Origin of the sequence: Glaesserella sp. (assembly GCF_041817755.1) — a bacterium.
Lineage (GTDB): Bacteria > Pseudomonadota > Gammaproteobacteria > Enterobacterales > Pasteurellaceae > Glaesserella.
Window position 1 is genome coordinate 1 of sequence record NZ_JBGYBX010000071.1, and the last position, 18,445, is coordinate 18,445.

The 18,445-nt window shown below is 42.4% G+C and carries 12 protein-coding genes; 3 read left to right on the forward strand and 9 right to left on the reverse strand.

Annotated elements, in window-relative coordinates; translation table 11 throughout:
- Positions 1-341: 341 nt before the first annotated feature.
- From ACEYKX_RS10835 to ACEYKX_RS10850, 4 genes are all read right to left on the reverse strand, one after another.
- On the reverse strand, positions 342-872 hold the full coding sequence (locus ACEYKX_RS10835) for a transposase (protein WP_373766743.1): 531 nt from the start codon (positions 870-872) through the stop codon (positions 342-344).
- A gap of 286 nt (positions 873-1,158) precedes the next feature.
- The gene (locus ACEYKX_RS10840) at positions 1,159-2,904 is read right to left on the reverse strand and encodes a DUF262 domain-containing protein (RefSeq protein WP_373766742.1); all 1,746 of its coding nucleotides are present in this window, start codon (positions 2,902-2,904) and stop codon (positions 1,159-1,161) included.
- 170 nt (positions 2,905-3,074) lie between these two features.
- Positions 3,075-6,971, reverse strand: a complete 3,897-nt coding sequence (gene purL / locus ACEYKX_RS10845) for a phosphoribosylformylglycinamidine synthase (protein WP_373766741.1) — start codon at positions 6,969-6,971, stop codon at positions 3,075-3,077.
- A gap of 133 nt (positions 6,972-7,104) precedes the next feature.
- Complete coding sequence (locus ACEYKX_RS10850; protein WP_373766740.1) at positions 7,105-9,171, reverse strand: TonB-dependent receptor domain-containing protein; 2,067 nt, start codon at positions 9,169-9,171, stop codon at positions 7,105-7,107.
- Between the two features lie 300 nt (positions 9,172-9,471).
- On the opposite strand from ACEYKX_RS10850, the gene ACEYKX_RS10855 reads away from it, so the two are divergent.
- From ACEYKX_RS10855 to ACEYKX_RS10865, 3 genes are all read left to right on the forward strand, one after another.
- A complete protein-coding gene (locus ACEYKX_RS10855; RefSeq protein WP_373766739.1) occupies positions 9,472-10,113 on the forward strand; it encodes a YagU family protein in 642 nt (213 codons plus the stop codon).
- Between the two features lie 135 nt (positions 10,114-10,248).
- Positions 10,249-10,908: an amino acid ABC transporter permease gene (locus ACEYKX_RS10860; protein WP_373766738.1), complete on the forward strand. Its 660-nt coding sequence runs from the start codon at positions 10,249-10,251 to the stop codon at positions 10,906-10,908.
- A complete protein-coding gene (locus ACEYKX_RS10865; RefSeq protein ID WP_373766737.1) occupies positions 10,898-11,566 on the forward strand; it encodes an amino acid ABC transporter permease in 669 nt (222 codons plus the stop codon). Before ACEYKX_RS10860 ends, ACEYKX_RS10865 begins: the two co-directional genes overlap by 11 nt.
- Positions 11,567-11,578: 12 nt before the next feature.
- Here the strand turns inward: ACEYKX_RS10865 and trkA are convergent, their stop codons facing one another.
- The 5 genes from trkA to ACEYKX_RS10890 are packed head-to-tail and all read right to left on the reverse strand — an operon-like array spanning position 11,579 to position 18,337.
- Positions 11,579-12,955, reverse strand: a complete 1,377-nt coding sequence (trkA, locus tag ACEYKX_RS10870) for a Trk system potassium transporter TrkA (protein WP_373766736.1) — start codon at positions 12,953-12,955, stop codon at positions 11,579-11,581.
- A 1-nt stretch (position 12,956) separates the two neighbouring features.
- Positions 12,957-14,258 carry a 16S rRNA (cytosine(967)-C(5))-methyltransferase RsmB gene (rsmB, locus tag ACEYKX_RS10875; protein ID WP_373766735.1) on the reverse strand — a complete coding sequence of 434 codons (1,302 nt, stop codon included), beginning with the start codon at positions 14,256-14,258 and terminating at the stop codon, positions 12,957-12,959.
- Positions 14,258-15,208 (reverse strand): methionyl-tRNA formyltransferase, encoded by a 951-nt coding sequence (gene fmt / locus ACEYKX_RS10880; protein ID WP_373766747.1) that lies wholly within the window; start codon positions 15,206-15,208, stop codon positions 14,258-14,260. Before fmt ends, rsmB begins: the two co-directional genes overlap by 1 nt.
- Before the next feature lie 57 nt (positions 15,209-15,265).
- Positions 15,266-15,691 (reverse strand): universal stress protein, encoded by a 426-nt coding sequence (locus tag ACEYKX_RS10885; RefSeq protein WP_373766734.1) that lies wholly within the window; start codon positions 15,689-15,691, stop codon positions 15,266-15,268.
- Between the two features lie 9 nt (positions 15,692-15,700).
- On the reverse strand, positions 15,701-18,337 hold the full coding sequence (locus tag ACEYKX_RS10890) for a TRAP transporter permease (RefSeq protein ID WP_373766733.1): 2,637 nt from the start codon (positions 18,335-18,337) through the stop codon (positions 15,701-15,703).
- Positions 18,338-18,445: the final 108 nt, after the last annotated feature.

The following is an 18,445-nucleotide window of genomic DNA, read 5'->3' on the forward strand; positions in this document are numbered from 1 at the left end:
ATGTAGACCCCTTTAAGGGGTAAGTCATAGAGTTATTGTGCGGTTGTCAGTTTTTCACATGCCTCTTGAGGGGCATGTGAAGTCCTAGGCCCTTATAGGGTAGCCTAAAAACCGCACGTTTTACGTGCGGATTGTTATTGCCGTTTATCGCTTAAGGCAGTGATACAAGCGGTCAATTTCACTTAATTTTTTACAAAATAGAAAAGATAGCGCTCGTCTCTGACGAGTGCTGTAATTTGAAAAGAAAAATACTTTAAGTATAGAAAAAATGGCACTCGTCAGAGACGAGCGCCATCTGAGGACGAACACTATTGAGGTACTGTCATTCTAATCTTGCACTGTTATACAGGCATATCAATATCCATCACGGCATACATTCCGCCATAGTTTCTCGCACTACTATATTTCCACTCCCAAGGCTCACAAACAAAGTCACTTACCACAGGATTTTGATGGATATAATTTAACTTTTCATCAAAGAATTTCTGTGAATAAATTTCAATAGGTTGATTGTGATGCTGCCAGAATTGATATTTCTGCACATTGTCACGTTTTATGGCTGCTCGGGAAAACATCCATAACAACCACTCACGCCGACTTTCTTGTTGGTTTTCACGAATTAGCTTAATCAGCTGATTTGCTGTAAATTTCTTGAAATCTCTCAATACCTCGGTTGGATTTTGATTCTTAGCTTGAAAAAGCAAATGAATGTGACTTGGCATAATGCAGTAACCATAAATCCGGATTCCTTTTTCTTTACGACAAAATGCAAGTGCTTGAATAATTGCTTGAAAATAAACTTCACGGATAAAAACATCGATCCAATATACCGTCGCAAAACTCACAAAATAAACGCCATCACCATTTCTCATCTTGTATTTTCTACTCACTATATGCCCCAACAACAAAAACAATAAGTAGAATTTACGCAAAATATTTTGGCAGACAAGTAAAAAATCGCAATTCTTCGACAACGATCGCAAAAATACAAGCGGTCAATTTCACTTAATTTCTTACAAAATTGAAAAGATAGCGCTCGTCTCTGACGAGTGCTGTAATTTAAGAAAAGAAAAATACTTTAAGTATAGAAAAAATGGCACTCGTCAGAGACGAGCGCCATCGGGGTCTAATGCAGAGGTTTATGTCATCAGGAGTATCTTAGAAATTATGAGATATATAATCATAGACCTGTTTAGCTAATTCTTGAGCTCTCTTTTGAGAAAGCTCTTCATTCCATATGCTCTTTCCATAAACATCACAAAATTTTTTAACTTGTTTCAAATCAGAATTCTTATAATACTTTAATTTATCCTTGAACTCTTTGTTTGCACAGTCTGCGTTTAATTTTTCAGATAATGGAAGTAAATTTCCTATTTTATGAGACCAGTTTGTGTCAATTTTTTGTGATCTAATATGCTCTAGAGTCACAATATCAAATTTTAATTCTTTTGTTTTAGATTCTATTTTATTTTCAATTATATCGAATATAAATTTAATTATTTCTTTGTGATTGGTAAAAGAATCTGAATACTTTAATTCTAAAAATTTAGATTCAAACTCATTAAGTGATATAGACCTTACCTTTTCATCTAATTCATCTTCAAACCTTTTAATAACATCTTTTATGTTAGGACTTTTATTTTCAGCATTAAGCATTCTAGAATATTTTGCATATGTAATTTCTATTCTAGTTCTAAACTGAACAATAATAAAAACAAAATGAAAAAGAGACATTTTTAATAAAAGTCTTTTTAGAGTCTTTAATTTTATGAGCCGATCATCATAGTAACGAAGCAGAGTAGTTACTAGAGTTCTGTGAGAAATCGATTTGAAAGCTCGTAATGATTTCAGAGATTTATATATATCTTTTTTAGATAACTCTTTCCAGTCCTCATCTAAAGGAGAAGAAACCTTAATGTAAGATTTAGAGAATAGGATTATATCATCTAAAAATTCATTGTATTTCTCTTTTTCTTCAGGAATTGTTTTAAGAAATGAAGAATATATTTTATTTTCTGCAACAGATTTATACTTTGATACCCAATACTGATAGAAAAACTTAGATAATGGAACATCATCATCCCTAGAAGCTAAAATATTTTTTAAATTTTTCCATTTTGTTTTTGCATTATCATCTGGATGTTCATCGTTTAATACACCAAACAATTTATTTTTGATTAAATCTATAGTTTCTAATTCTTTACCTTTAGTGTTTAATGTTTCAAATATTTTCTGGGCATATACTTCATTATTTACAGTTATATTAATAACACTAAACTTTAATGCTTGTTCTCTAATTGCAATAAGAAAATTAAGTCTGCTATCCACATATTCATTATCTAAAGAGTTTTTTATCTTTTTATAAAAAAAATCATAAGCTTCTTTTAACTTTTTCTCTTCTTCTGTAGTCGCTTTTTCTATTTTATTATTTTCATATTGAATACAATTTTGGAAAAATGGCTTGGGAGTTTCATTAACTAATTTAAAAAAAGGCTTATTAAATCTATCTCTCCCTTCTATGTATCTATAACAGACATCAGAAAAGTCGTTAAAATCATCTATTGATGTTTCTGCGAATAAACTTTTCCCTATGTGAGTTAATACTGACAAAAGAATTGTTAATGTAGTAATTCTTTGTTGACCATCAATCACTAAAAATTCTGTACTTTTGTTTTCATAACCAACTAATACGACTGAGCCAATAAAATAATCATTTATTCTAAACTCGGTTTTATCTGAAAAGTCAATTTGCTCTAAAAGATCTTCCCAAAAATCTTTAACATGAATTTCACTATCCCAAGAGTACTCTCTCTGATAGCGCGGAATAATGTATTTATTATTAGCTTCTAGAATTGATGAAAAAGTTTTATGGCTAGCATCAAAATGCATTTCAGATAATTGCATAATAATCTCCTACTTATTAATATAAATAATATATTTTTAGTTAGATATTAATCTAAGAAAAAGTGAGTTATTCTAACTCCGATACCACAAGTATGAATTCTTACACTATCGGTAATCTAGAATAAGACAACTACTGAGAGGTAATTGCCTCTTTTCAATTTAACGTCTAATTATTTCAACACCACCCTCGCATTCCTAAATATCCGCATCCAAGCCCCATCTTCTGTCCAGTCTTCCGGATACCAAGAGTTGCTCACTGCACGGTAAACACGTTCAGGGTGTGGCATCATAATCGCCACTCTTCCGTCTGTGTTAGAAATAGCGGTAATGCCGTTTACTGAGCCGTTCGGATTGGCAGGGTAAACTTCGGTTGGGTTGCCGTTGTTGTCGATGTATTGGGCGATAACCAAGTTCTGTTTTTGTAAATTTTCAAGCTGATCTGACCGCTTAAATTCAACCTGTCCTTCACCGTGGGAAACCGCAATCGGCATATGCGAGCCAGCCATTCCGCTGAACCAGAGTGAGTTGGTTTCATTGATTTTTACCAGTCCTACACGAGCTTCAAAGCGTTCAGATTTGTTACGCACGAAGCGTGGCCAGTTTTCTGTACCTGGAATGATTTCTGCCAAGTTTGATACCATTTGACAACCGTTACATACGCCTAATGCAAGAGTGTTCGGGTTGGCGAAGAATTGGCTGAATTGATCGCGTAGCATTGGGTTGAATAGGATCGATTTCGCCCAGCCGCCGCCTGCACCGAGTACGTCACCGTAAGAGAAACCACCACAAGCAACTAACGCATTGAAATCTTTAAGATTTCTTCTGCCAGCCATTAAGTCGCTCATATGTACATCAATCGCATTGAAGCCTGCACGGTCGAAAGCTGCCGCCATTTCGTAATGGCTGTTTACGCCCTGTTCACGCAAGATAGCGATGCTTGGTTTTACGCCACGATTGATAAACGGTGCAGCAATATCTTCATTCACATCATAGGTTAAGAATGCAGATAACCCTTTGTTATTCGGGTCTTTTTTGGTTGCAAATTCTTGGTCGGTACATTCAGGGTTATCTCGCAAGCGTTGCATTTGGTGTGTAAGTTCTGCCCAAATTCCACGCAATTCAGAGCGTTTTTCGCTGAGTAATTTGCGTGTACCACTGGTGATTTCAAACAGATCGCCTTCCGTTGCCGAGCCGATGTCTTTGGTAATGTGTAACAAGTTGTGGGCTTTCAATACGTCACGCACTGCATTTAAATCGCTCTCTTTGATTTGAATAACGGCACCGAGTTCTTCGTTGAATAATACCGCTAAATCGTTGTCGCCTAATGCGGTGATGTGAGCCGATACGCCACAGTTGCCTGCAAACGCCATTTCCGCAAGGGTGGTGATTAAGCCGCCGTCTGAACGGTCGTGGTAAGCGAGTAATTTGTCATCAGCGACTAAGGCTTGCATTGCGTTGAAGAAGTTTTTCAAGGTTTCTACGTTTACCACGTCAGCTGGTTTATCGCCAAGTTGTTTGTAAACCTGTGCTAACGCCGTGGCACCTAAGCGGTTTTTGCCTTCGCCTAAATCGAGTAACAATAAGCGAGTTGCGCCTTTATCGGTGCGAAGTTGTGGAGTCACGGTTTTACGCACATCTTCCACACGGGCGAAAGCCGAAATTACGAGAGAAAGTGGCGCAGTTACCGCTTTTTGCTCGCCGTTCTCTTCCCAAGTGGTACGCATTGACATTGAGTCTTTACCCACAGGAATAGTAATGCCAAGTGTAGGGCAAAGTTCTTCGCCCACTGCTTTCACTGCTTCATATAAGCCTGCATCTTCGCCAGCGTGACCTGCCGCCGACATCCAGTTTGCTGAGAGTTTAATGCGTTTAATATCGCCGATATTGGTTGCAGCAATGTTGGTAATGCTTTCTGCTACTGCTAAGCGAGCAGATGCCCCGAAGTCAAGTAAGGCAACTGGCGCTCGTTCGCCCATCGACATTGCTTCGCCGTGATAGCTGTCTAAACTTGCAGTGGTTACGGCACAGTCAGCAACAGGAATTTGCCACGGGCCGACCATCTGATCGCGAGCTACCATTGCGGTGACCGAGCGGTCGCCGATAGTAATTAAGAAGGTTTTTTCTGCGACTACTGGCAAGCGTAACACACGGTGGAAGGCTTCTTTAAGCTGAATATCTTCCTGTGCAAGCGGTGGGTTTTGGACGGTTTTTGACGAAACCTGACGGTGCATTTTTGGGGTTTTGCCGAGTAACACGTTCATCGGTAAATCAATCGGGTTGTTGTCAAAATGATCGTCGTGCAGGGTTAAATGTTTCTCTTCGGTCGCTTCACCGATCACTGCATAAGGCGCACGCTCACGTTGGCAAAGCGCTTCAAATAATGGTAATTTGTCGGCTGCAACCGCTAATACATAACGCTCTTGCGACTCGTTACACCAGATTTCAAGCGGTGACATTCCTTTTTCATCACACAGAATCTTGCGTAAATCGAACTTACCGCCACGATCACCGTCGTGAACTAATTCCGGCATTGCGTTCGATAAACCGCCCGCTCCCACATCGTGAATAAATAAAATCGGGTTTTCATCGCCTAACTGCCAGCAACGGTCGATCACTTCTTGGCAACGGCGTTCCATTTCCGGATTTTCACGCTGAACGGAAGCAAAATCTAAATCTTCTTTGGATTTGCCAGACGCCATTGACGAAGCCGCACCGCCGCCTAAACCGATATTCATCGCAGGTCCGCCAAGCACAATTAATTTCGCCCCAACAGGAATTTCACCTTTTTGAACGTGTTCGGCACGAATGTTACCGATACCGCCTGCGAGCATAATCGGTTTGTGATAACCACGCGTCTCGATGCCACCAAAGCTGTTTACTTTTTCTTCATAGGTACGGAAATAGCCAAGCAACGCAGGGCGACCAAATTCGTTGTTAAACGCTGCTCCACCGAGTGGGCCTTCGATCATAATATCTAACGCAGAAGCAATACGGTTCGGCTTAGAAAGCGGATTTTCCCACGGCTGTTCAAAGTTTGGGATCACTAAGTTAGACACCGAGAAGCCGGTTAAACCAGCTTTTGGTTTCGCACCACGCCCTGTCGCCCCTTCATCACGGATCTCTCCACCAGAACCTGTCGCTGCCCCCGGGAATGGCGAAATGGCTGTCGGGTGGTTGTGGGTTTCTACTTTCATTAAAATATGGGCATCTTCTTGATGATAGCGATATTGCCCGTCTTGATCCGGGAAGAAGCGACCCACGGTTGAACCTTCCATTACCGCCGCATTATCTTTATAGGCGGAAAGCACATAATCCGGGGTTTGCTCGAAGGTGTTTTTAATCATTTTGAACAGTGACTTATCTTGTTTTTCACCGTCAATCGTCCAGTCTGCGTTGAAAATTTTGTGGCGGCAATGCTCAGAGTTCGCCTGTGCGAACATATAAAGCTCAATGTCGTGCGGATTGCGGTTTAACGCCGTGAAATTTTCTACCAAATAATCAATTTCATCTTCCGCCAACGCCAAACCTAATTCCACGTTTGCCACTTCTAAAGCTGTGCGACCGCCGTTTAAAATATCTACTGTCGTGAACGGCTTCGGCTCGTGTTGGGCGAACAGCTGGCTCGCTTGGTTTTCATCGGTTAAAACGGTTTCTAACATACGGTCGTGCAACAAGCCTTTTAGGGTTGCCAACTCTGTTTCATTCAATGCTTGTTCAAACTCAAAATAGTACGCCAAACCACGCTCAATGCGGTTTACTGCTGATAAGCCACAGTTATGGGCAATATCTGTCGCTTTTGACGACCACGAAGAGATCGTGCCAACGCGTGGGGTCACAATCAAACAAAAGCCCGTTGGCTCGTGTTCCGCAAGGGTTGGGCCATAGTGCAACAGCTCTTGAATTTTTTGTGTTTCATCAGCGACAAGCGGTCGGTTTAGTTCAACAAAATGCAAATATTCGGCATAGACCGATTTGACAGGCAGTTGATGTTGCTCGAATTTTTGTTGAAGTTGGTTTAAACGAAAGTCAGATAAGGCAGGTGAGCCACGAAAGGTTTGTACAGTCATTGGGCGATTCCGTAAAGATGAAAGAAAATTTGGGGCGAATTATAACGGATTGCGCAAACGTTTGCTATAAGTTAGCAAACGTTAAAAATAACGCCCGATAAATCGAGCGTTATTGATAAGGCGAACATTAAAATTAGAAGGTGTAATTCACGGCTACACGATATTCACGACCCGCGCCTGGGAGAGAACTACGTTGCCAGTGAGGAACGTAGTTTTTATTGCCGATATTATTAATCGCAAAGTTTACGTTCATTTTATCCGTATCAAACGGTTTCCAGTTCAGGGTTAAGTCTGTGATACCATAACCCGCTTTACCTTGAGTAGCGGCTCGAACGGTTGCATTAGATAAGAAGAAATTATCTTTCGCATCCAAGCCTTCCACTTGACGATGATGAACCGCAATTTCTACATTAGGTTTTTCAAATCGATAACCTAAGGTTCCCGTCCAAGTTCTACCGATCGCGGCGGCATATTCAGGGTTTGAACTTAATTTATCGCCGTAGAAGCGAGGTTTACTGTATGCCACCCCTAAACGACCAAAGAAGCCGTTATACTTAACAAATGCGGCTAATTCATAACCGTGGTTTTTGATTTTGCCCGCATTGATAATTTCAGAGGCGCATTGAAGGTTAGTTCCGTCACATAAATGGTTATTACGACCTGTTGATGTACCTAAAGCGTCTTTAATGTTTTGCCAAAAGTAGCTACCTTCTACACCCCAAACACCGTTATCATAGTTAAAACCGATTTCGGTATTACGGGCTTTTTCGGCTTTCGTGCCGTCAGCAATAGACACGACACCACGTGCACCGTGAGACATTAGTGCATCGTGCATACGCGGGCTACGGGTTGCATAGTTATGGCTTGCACTCAAGGAGAGGTGTTCCATCGGTTGATAAATCAAACCAACACTAGGATTTACCGCACCATCACTGACTTTTTTGCCGTCCATTGCTTTGAAGCGGAAGTGATCATAACGGATACCTGTTGTTAAAACGACATCTTTAATGAACGTAATCGCTTCCGTATAAACACCGACATCACGTTTTTCTTGATTTACGACACCCGCACGCAAAATTTTGTTTGGTTTGACTTCTTGCTCACGATAATTCACACCGTATTTTAACAACACGCTTTCGTGTACTTCAGAGTCGAAGTTAATATTTGCCCCAACGGTTTCTACTTTAGTTTTGGTTGTTCCTTGATTTTGCGCACCACCGGCATAACCATTTTTCGAATCATCCACAGACCAACGACCGTGTTCTAAAAGATAAATATTCGCTGTTGCTTCTTTCACAAACCCTAACTCTTTACCTGTCCATTCTAAGTTAGTATTCGTTACAGTCATTTTACGTTCTGATGGAGCTTGGCGAGCATCTGTTAAACGGCTACCCGGTGAGTTATCCACAGGAAACTCTTCACGTACAGTACGATCGCCTTTATGCTGCTCTTTCATATGGCTCAATACAAAACGATGATTTGCTACGTTAGTACCTACTTTGAATAAATAGCTGAGTTTGTCCAGTGCGCTATAAGGCACACGATTTGAACCGTCTTTACCATTTGTATAATTTTTACCGCCTTTGTAGTCGTCTTCATTAATACCGTTTACGGCGGCAACAAAGTCGAAGGTATCATTTTTACCGAAGGTAGATAAACCATAGTTGTAACCATCATTACTGTTATAACCGCCATTGACTTTTACGCCGAAATTTTTATTACTGCTGTTTTTGAGTAAATCTTCGGCATCAATCGTCTTAGCGATAATTGCACCGTTAGTTTGACCGATACCGGCAGAAGCACTCCCCGCCCCTTTTTGTACCGAAACAATTTTCACTAACGCAGGATCAAGCATATGGCGACCTTGGTGATAGTGAATTTGGCTATCGGAATACGCATTATCGATTTTAACATCCACGGAGTTTTGCCCCATACCACGGATATATAAGTATTGGGAAGTTCCATTACCGCCACCAAAACCTATCGCAGGCTCATATTTGAGTAAACCACGCAGATCCGTTTCAACACTTTCGTCTTTTTTCTGTGTCGTCACAACATTACTTTTTACTTTTAATCCTTGATTATCAGTCACATTGATTGTATCAAGTTCCATCGTCTCGTTATTTTCTGCAAATGCGGAACCTACAGATAATGTACCTAACACCACGGCGGAGACAGGGAGTAATTTAAATTTATTCATATATGCTTTCCTTAAGATAATGACTTTTTACACTCACTTATTATTGAAAACAATTCTCAACAACAAACATTCAGGATATTCACATATTTCAAATAAACTGTCAACGGCTCTTGCATCAGTATTTTACTTGTAAAATTTTTGTAAGATCTTACCGCTTGTCATTTATCCGATTTGATTTATATCAATCAATATGTCATTTATTGCTCAACCACTGAAAAAATTTTTGTAAAATGAAACCGTTTTGATAATTATTTGAAACATTTAAATAAATCATTTTTTATTCGTACTCGGAGAGCAATTATGAGTCTATTTCAACAAACCGATCCGTCCCGCCGTCGTTACGGTTTAGCCGTATTCGTCGGTATTATCGCAGGGATTATTTCCGCATTCGTCAAATGGGGTGCCGAACATCCGTACCCGCCACGCAGCCCGATTGATTTATTCACTGCAGCGTGTCCGCAACCGGTATTAGATGCATTAAATTCCGGTGCATTAGCCATGAATGGAGCATTAGAGCAATGTTCTCGTGCCGTGTTAAACCCGCCGGCAGTTTTCTTACGTGATTACATCGGTATCGACCCTTATCAAACGGTTGCCTTCGTGTTTGCGGATCATCCGTTTAACGCCATCGGTGTGACACATATGATTTTCTCATTGGTGTTTGCGATCGGTTACTGTATCGTGGCTGAAATCTTCCCGAAAATTAAATTCTGGCAAGGTATCGGCGCAGGTATCATCGCCAATATCTGTGTTCACTACATCACCTTCCCGGCGCTCGGTTTAACCCCGCCGGTTGCCGAATGGCCGTTTTATGAACATATTTCCGAATTAGTCGGCCACATCTTCTGGTTCTGGACAATTGAGGTCATCCGCCGCGATTTACGTAACCGTATTACTAGAGAGCCGGATCCGGAAGTACCTTTAAATCAACCGTTCCGTTAATCCTTAATCCGGAAAACCGCAGTCTCTACTGCGGTTTTTTATTGCTTTTCATTATAAAAAATAGTTTCTGAGACTTTTATTTCTTGATTTGTCTCCGCCATAATTTGACCGTTTCATTTTTTACTTCACAATCCTATGAATTGGTCTTACGTTATTGATTCCGTTCCGCGTTTTGCGGATGCCGCGTGGATTACGCTACAACTGTCCTTTTGGGGAATCTTATTGTCCCTTCTGCTTGGCACCGTTATCGCCGTCATTACGGCTTACCAAATCCGTCCCTTCACGTCGCTCGCCCGTGCTTATGTCGAATTATCCCGTAATACGCCGTTGCTGATTCAACTCTTCTTTCTTTACTACGGCTTGCCCAAAATCGGGATCAAATGGGACGGTTTTACCTGTGGCGTGATTGCGTTGGTTTTTCTCGGTGGAAGCTATATGGCGGAAGCGCTACGCGCCGGCTTACTTGCGATCCCCAAAGGGCAAACGGAAGCGGCAAAATCAATCGGGTTGAACCGTTTTCAAATTTTCCGTTATGTGATTTTTCCACAGGCTTGGGCGATTTCTCTTCCGGCTTTAGGTGCGAATGTTTTATTTTTAATTAAAGAGTCATCGGTCATCAGTGCCGTTGCCGTAGCGGAGTTGATGTTTGTGACCAAAGATATCATCGGCATGGATTACAAAACCAATGAAGCGCTATTTTTGCTGTTTGTCAGTTATTTAGTGATTTTATTACCGGTTTCGCTGTTGGCCCGCTATGCGGAAAACCGTGTAAGGAGAGCGAAATATGGGGTTTGATTGGTTATTTGAAGGCGAGAATGCCGTTAGGCTGGCACAAGGTTTATGGCTGACTGCGCAAATTTCGTTTATCTCGGTCGGGATTGCGCTGATTTCCGGCACCTTATTCGGTTTGTTAATGCGTACAAAAAATAAGATCGTGCGGGGATGTTGTCGCTTTTATCTCGAAACAGTGCGTATCGTACCGATTTTGGTCTGGTTGTTTATGCTTTACTTCGGGCTGTCCACGTGGTTCGGTATTCAAACCAGCGGTTTGTGGATCTGTATTTGGGTCTTTGTACTATGGGGAACGGTAGAAATGGGCGATTTGGTACGCGGTGCTTTAGGCTCGATTGAAAAACACCAAATTGAATCGGCAAAAGCGATCGGATTAAAGCCTTGGCAAATATTTTGGCATATCGAACTGCCGCAAGGAACCCGACGTGTTCTTCCCGGGACAATCAATCTCTTCACCCGTATGATAAAAACCAGTTCGTTGGCGGCATTGATCGGCGTCATTGAGGTGGTTAAAGTCGGGCAACAAATTATTGAAAATTCACTGTTAACCAATCCGAATGCCTCTTTCTTCGTTTACGGGTTGATTTTTGTGCTGTATTTCTTAATTTGCTACCCTCTATCACTCTTGGCGACACGGCTGGAACAGAAGTGGGTTGATTAGATTTAAAGTGTGTTATAAGAAAAACGTACCTAATTGGAACAATTTTTCAATTTCACTCGATTGTTTTCGGTCGTTAACGAACACAATGACATGGTCGCCTTCTTCGATGACGGTCGATTTATGCGCAATCATCACTTGATGCCCTCGCACAACGGCACCGACAATTGTCCCCTGCGGTAATTTTAATTCACCGATTTTACGACCGACGACCCGCGATGATTCGCTATCTCCATGAGCCACAGCCTCAATCCCTTCCATCAGCCCTTGTTTGAATGCGGCAACACGCACAATATCACCTTTTCTGACATGGTTCGACAAAGCTGAAATCGTCGCTTGTTGCGGTGACAGGGCAATATCAATCGTACCGCCTTGGATTAAGTGCAAATAGGCCATTCGCTGTACCAGCACGATTGCTTTTTTTGCCCCTAACCGCTTGGCTAACAACGACGACATAATATTTGCCTCGTCGTCACTGGTTAACGCCAAAAACAGATCGATATCTTCAATATGCTCTTCAAACAATAATTCCTGATCTGACGCATCACCACACAATACAAGAGTTTTAGATAATTTTGTCGCCAGCTTTTCCGCACGCTCCTGATTTCGTTCAATCAACTTCACGCTGCATTTATCTTCTAACGCCTGTGCTAAGGCGGTACCCACGTTTCCGCCACCGACAATCATAACCCGACGGTGCGGTTTATCAAGGCGTTGCAACTCCGCCATAATGGCTTTGATATGTTGCGTCGCACAAATAAAGAAAACTTCGTCACCGGCTTCAATAATCGTCGAACCTTGCGGGACAAAGGCTTTATCCTGACGGAAAATCGAGACGATTCTTGCTTCAATATGCGGTAAATGATCGCCCAACGCCGAAATCGGGTAACCGACCAGCGGTCCGCCGTAATACGCTTTGACACTGACCAAACTCACCAAATCATCCGCAAAATGCGCGACCTGTAATGCACCCGGATAATCGACAAGGCGTAGAATATCCTGTGTGACCAATAATTCCGGCGCAATAATATGATCAATCGGCAGCACGTCATCATTAAATAACGCTTCTCTTTCCCGCACATAATCCGGATTACGGATACGGGCGATTTTGGTCGGTATATGGAATAACGTATAAGCAATTTGGCAAGCAATCATGTTGCTTTCATCACTGTTCGTTACCGCAACTAACAAATCCGCATCGCTTGCGCCTGCTTCACGTAAAACCCGAGGCGAAGCGGCGTTTCCTCTGATCACCCGCAGGTCATGTTTGTCTTGTAGCTTGGTCAAACGCTCTTGGGTGTCATCAATAATCGTAATATCGTTATCGTCATTGGCGAGGTTTTCCGCCAAAGTCGCACCGACTTGCCCGGCCCCTAAAATGATTATTTTCATCTTAATTTACTTGCTTGATTAATTTGGCATAAAAGAAACCGTCACCGCTGTTTTCGGCAGGCAGAAACTGCTTCTGCTCAACGATTTCACCGTTAAAATGCATGTTAACCAATTTTGCATCCTGATTTTCTTGGATAAAGTGCTGGATTTGCTGACTGTTTTCTTCCGGTAACACAGAACAAGTGGCATACAGCAACACGCCGTTGGGTTTGAGCCTTGCCCAAAGTGCTTTGAGAATGCTCCCCTGCAATTCCGCCAACTCAGCAATATCCTCTTCTTTGCGTAGCCATTTAATATCCGGGTGACGGCGGATTACCCCCGTTGCAGAGCAAGGAGCATCAAGTAAAATTTTATCGAACATCTCACCGCTTGTAAGCCACTGTTCAGGCTGGCTGGCATCACCGCAAATCACCGTTGCCGTTTGGTTTAAACGGGCTAAATTCTCTTTAACCCGAACTAAACGGGCTTCTTCAATATCTAACGCAATCACTTTTGCTTGCGGTGCTTTTTCTAAAATATGGGTCGTTTTGCCCCCTGGTGCCGCACAGGCATCTAAAATCAACTCGCCGTTTTGTGCATCAAGTAATTCGGCAGACCATTGTGCGTGTGCATCTTGCACCGTTACCCAACCTTGCTCAAAGTGGGGAAGCTGGCTTACCGACACGGCTTTATCTAATAAAACCGCACAATCAGGCACGCAAGCGGTCTGTTCTTCGTGATTTTTTGCAAGATCGCCTAACAATGCCATATAGTCCGCTCGGTTAGTCCGTTGAGCATTAACCCTAATCCACATCGGCGGTTTCTGGTTATTTGCATCGACAATCTCTCGCCAATTCGGATAGGCTTGTTTCAGCTTATTCACCAACCATTCAGGGTGTAGCGTTTGCCAATGTTTATCCACTTTCGCCAAAATTGCTTCTTGCTCACGCAGAAAACGGCGAAGCACCCCGTTAGTCAAGGCTCGAAAGCTATCCAACTTTAACGCTTTTGTGGCATTAACCACTTCATCTACCGCGGCGTGGGGCGGTACTCGCATATAAAGTAGCTGATACAAGCCGACCAAAAGCAAACAATGCACCAAGCGAGTTTTGTTTTTCAGCGGTTTTTCCACCAATAATTTGATAATCGCTTCCAAACGGGGCAACACACGGCAAATGCCAAAGGTCGTTTCCTGTACCCACGCTAAATCCTTAGCATCGAGTTGCGATTGTGCTTCGGGGATCAAGGTTGAAAGGGATTTGCCCTGATCCAACACCTGTAAAATAATCTGTGCCGCAACGACACGAGCGGAATGTTTTTTCATTAGAGAACGCTTCCTACTTTAAACCAATCCCCCCGACCGTTTAAGAAATCTTGTACGGACATCGGTTTCTTGCCTGCCGGCTGAAGTTGTGTAATGTTTAACACACCTTGTTGAGTGGCAATTTGGATACCGTTTTTATCCACCGCCAACACCGTGCCGACCGCTTTCTCTTGGTGTGGCAGAACCTCAGCTTGATACACTTTTATCCGCTCTTCCACTTCATTCACCATCAAGGTTAAATATGCCATCGGGGCAGGATTAAAGGCACGGATATTACGCTCAAGCTGACAAGCGGTCAGATTCCAATCTAATTTTGCTTCTTCTTTTGTCAATTTTTCAGCGTAGTTCGCTTGCTCGTCTTGCTGTTTTTCAGGCTTAAACTGACCGCTTGTTAAACCGTTTAAGACTTCAAGCAAAGCTGGCGGTGCAAGCTCGGCAAGTTTGGCATACAAGCTGGCGGACGTTTCGGTTGCTAAAATCGGCGTCGTTACCTTATGCAACATATCACCCGTATCTAAGCCAATATCCATCTGCATAATGGTCACGCCCGTTTCCGTATCGCCAGCCCAAATTGAACGCTGAATAGGTGCAGCCCCACGCCAACGTGGTAACAACGAACCGTGAACATTTAAGCAACCATATTTCGGTGCTTTTAACACCGCTTCCGGCAGAATTAAGCCATAAGCCACCACAACCATCACATCAGCGTTTAACGCCTGTAACTCTGCCTGAGCCTCTTCTTTGCGTAACGATTTCGGCTGATACACAGGAATATGATGTGCTTCCGCCAATTGTTTTACAGGGCTGGCTTGTAGCTTTTTCCCACGCCCGGCAGGCTTATCCGGCTGTGTATAAACGGCAATAACGTTATGTTCCGAATTTAACAAGGCTTGTAAATGGGTTGCGGCAAAATCGGGGGTGCCGGCGAAAATAATATTAAGTTTCTTCATCATTGATAATAAAAATGCCATTCTATTGAATGGCATTATTGTAACGCAAAATAAAGCTTAACGCAGAACCAAAATCGGTTTATCGCTGTGTCGAGCTACTTTCACGGTATTTGAACTCAACCCTTTCGCTTTAGGTTTACTGCTTGCCAGCATCACGATCAGATCAACGGATTTTTCTTCGGCAATACGGTTGATCTCTTCGTAGATAGTGCCATGAGCCACAATGTGCTGAACCTTTGCGCCCTCCGGGAAGTTAGCTTGGGTAAAAGCGTGTAAGGCTTTGTTCGCTTCTTCCACCACGGATTTATCGAAATTTTTCGGTAAAAATGCAGAAATAAAGCTGTCGTCAATCGGTTCGATAATGGTCACAACCCGATATACCGCATCGGGATTGTTCGCCGTGAGTTTTAATGCCGTATCAACCACATACTTAGCGCTATTGAGATCGTTTAAGTCGATCGCAAGGAGAAGTTTGTTATACATAATTTGTCCTTATTTTTTTATGCGACGGCGCTGATTCCAGCCGACAAAAATCGCTAATAGGAAAGCCGGGATAAACATTAATTCTTTTGGAAGCGAGCTTTGTGGTAACGCCACATCAAGAATGGTTTGATCCCAATTTAAGCCTGCTTTCGCTGCCGCTGAATCAATTTCAACATTATCAATTAAGATCTTCGGTGACATTTCGCCGTTGATTTCAATTTTCTCTCCGGTATCCAGCAAGGTTAATCCCATTGCTTTGATACGCTCTTCGCCTGTTGCACCTGCCGGTACGGTGAGCTGTGAGTAGAATTCAATCGGTTTGCCGTAAGGATTTACCCCTGCTACTTTCAGCGTCAGATTTTGACCTGCGGGTACTTTCTCTAACTCCTGAGTCATTTGAGCCGGCTCGATATGGCGTGAAGTCGGCGAAATGTGCTCCATAAAGAAGCCCGGACGGAATAACATAAAGGCAGCAAAAATTAATACCAATGTTTCCCATAGTTTATTTTTGGTGAAGAAGTAATTCATCGTGCCTGCGGTAAACAGCAAAATACCGATAGTTGCCGTGAGGAATACTAAAATACCTTTTGCCCAACCCACATCAATTAAGAGTAAATCGGTATTGAAGATAAACAGGAACGGTAAAATCGCTGTTCTTAAGCTGTAGTAGAACGCTTGCACCCCGGTTTTAATCGGGCTACCGCCTGAAATAGCTGCGGCAGCGAAAGAGGCTAAACCAACCGGTGGAGTTACGTCTGCCATAATCCCGAAATAGAACACGAATAAGTGAACCGCGATCAATGGTACGATTAATCCATTCTGTTTACCGACTTCGACAATCACCAATGCCATCAATGAAGATACCACGATATAGTTTGCCGTAGTCGGTAATCCCATCCCTAAAATTAAGCTAAAGATAGCGACTAAAATCAGCATTAATAAGATATTGCCCATCGAGAGCATCTCAATAATACCAGAAAGTTGCACTCCGAAACCGGTGAGCGATACGGCACCTACAATGATACCTGCCGTTGCTGTTGCAATACCGATACCAATCATGTTTCTTGCGCCAGACTCTAAACCGTCCACTAACTCTTGAACGCCTTGTTTAACTAGCGCAACTTTGTTACCTGCATCATTACGGAAGAAACTTAATAATGGGCGTTGTGTGACTAAAATGACCGCAAGCGCAACGGTTCCCCAGAAAGCGGATAACCCTGGTGAGAATTGCTCAATCATCAAACACCACATTAATACCACAACAGGTAATAAGAAATGTAAGCCTGCATTTACTGTTGGTTTACGGCGAGGTAATGATACGACTGGAGAGTTTGGATCATCGGCTTCTAAATCAGGGAATTGTGAAACACGGTGAATCAATTTGATATAGACCGCCGCTAATAAAATACACACAATCAAGAAAGCAAAATCAGGTGCGACATCTTTAATCCAGCCTAATCCGTAATGAACCGCAATTGCCAAGCCAAGTGTTACTAAAATATAGCTTACTATTTTGAGTAACGTAATTAAGATCGGGCTCACAGGTTCAACACGCTCCAACCCTTTTAAGCCCATTTTTTGTGCTTCAAGGTGAACAATGTAAACTAAGGCGATATAAGAAATTAATGCGGGTAAGAAAGCGTGTACAATCAATTGGCTATACGGCATATTGACGTATTCAATCATCAAAAACGCAGCCGCTCCCATGACCGGTGGCATAATTTGTCCGTTTACCGATGATGCAACTTCAATCGCGCCTGCTTTTTCTGAGCTCAAACCGACACGCTTCATCATAGGAATAGTGAATGTCCCTGTGGTAACCACGTTGGCAATAGACGAACCTGACACTAAACCGGTTAAAGCTGAAGAGACTACGGCAGCTTTACCCGGACCACCACTAAAGTGGCCTAAATAAGCAAATGCGGTTTTAATGAAGTAGTTGCCTGCTCCCGCTTTATCCAATAAAGCCCCGAATAACACGAACAAGAACACATATTTGGTTGAAACACCGAGGGCGACACCGAATACCCCTTCCGTGGTGATCCATTGTTGGTTAATGATTTGAGATAATGAGCCAGAACGGTGGCTAATAATAGAACTGCTCGGTAAGAATTGTCCAAAATAGTTATAGAGTAGGAATACACCTGCGATAATCACTAACGGCAAACCTAAACTACGGCGACATGCTTCCAGTAATAATAGAATTCCTAAACAGCCTGCAATAATATCTTGCGTATTCGGCGCACCAAAACGGGTAACTAGCCCCTCATAGAAGAAAATATAGTACGCTGCAAGGAAAGCCCCTAAGGTTGCAAATAACCAATCTTGGTAAGGAATGCGGTGTTTTGGCGATGTTGCAAAGGCTGGAAAAGATAAGAAGGCAAGGAACATGGCAAAGGCAAGGTGAATAGAACGAGCTTTGGTATCATCTACCACCACATTCAAATTCCAGCCCCAATCTCTCACCACTTCTTGTAGCCAAAATGGAAATGGTGAAGTGTAATAGATTTGGAATAGCGACCATAAAATCGCTGTAATAACAATTAATTTTTTACTAAAACCTGTCGGGTTACGACCGCCTGAATCATTTGAGGCGACGAGATCTTGCAGATCATCGTAATCCATAGTTTTGGATTGAGCAGACATAAACTCCTCCGAGAAAACCTAAGACAAGCGGTTAGATTTAACGAAAAATTTGCAAAAAATCAGCCAAATCTGACCGCTTGATGAAAACGACAAAAGGCAGGAAGCGAT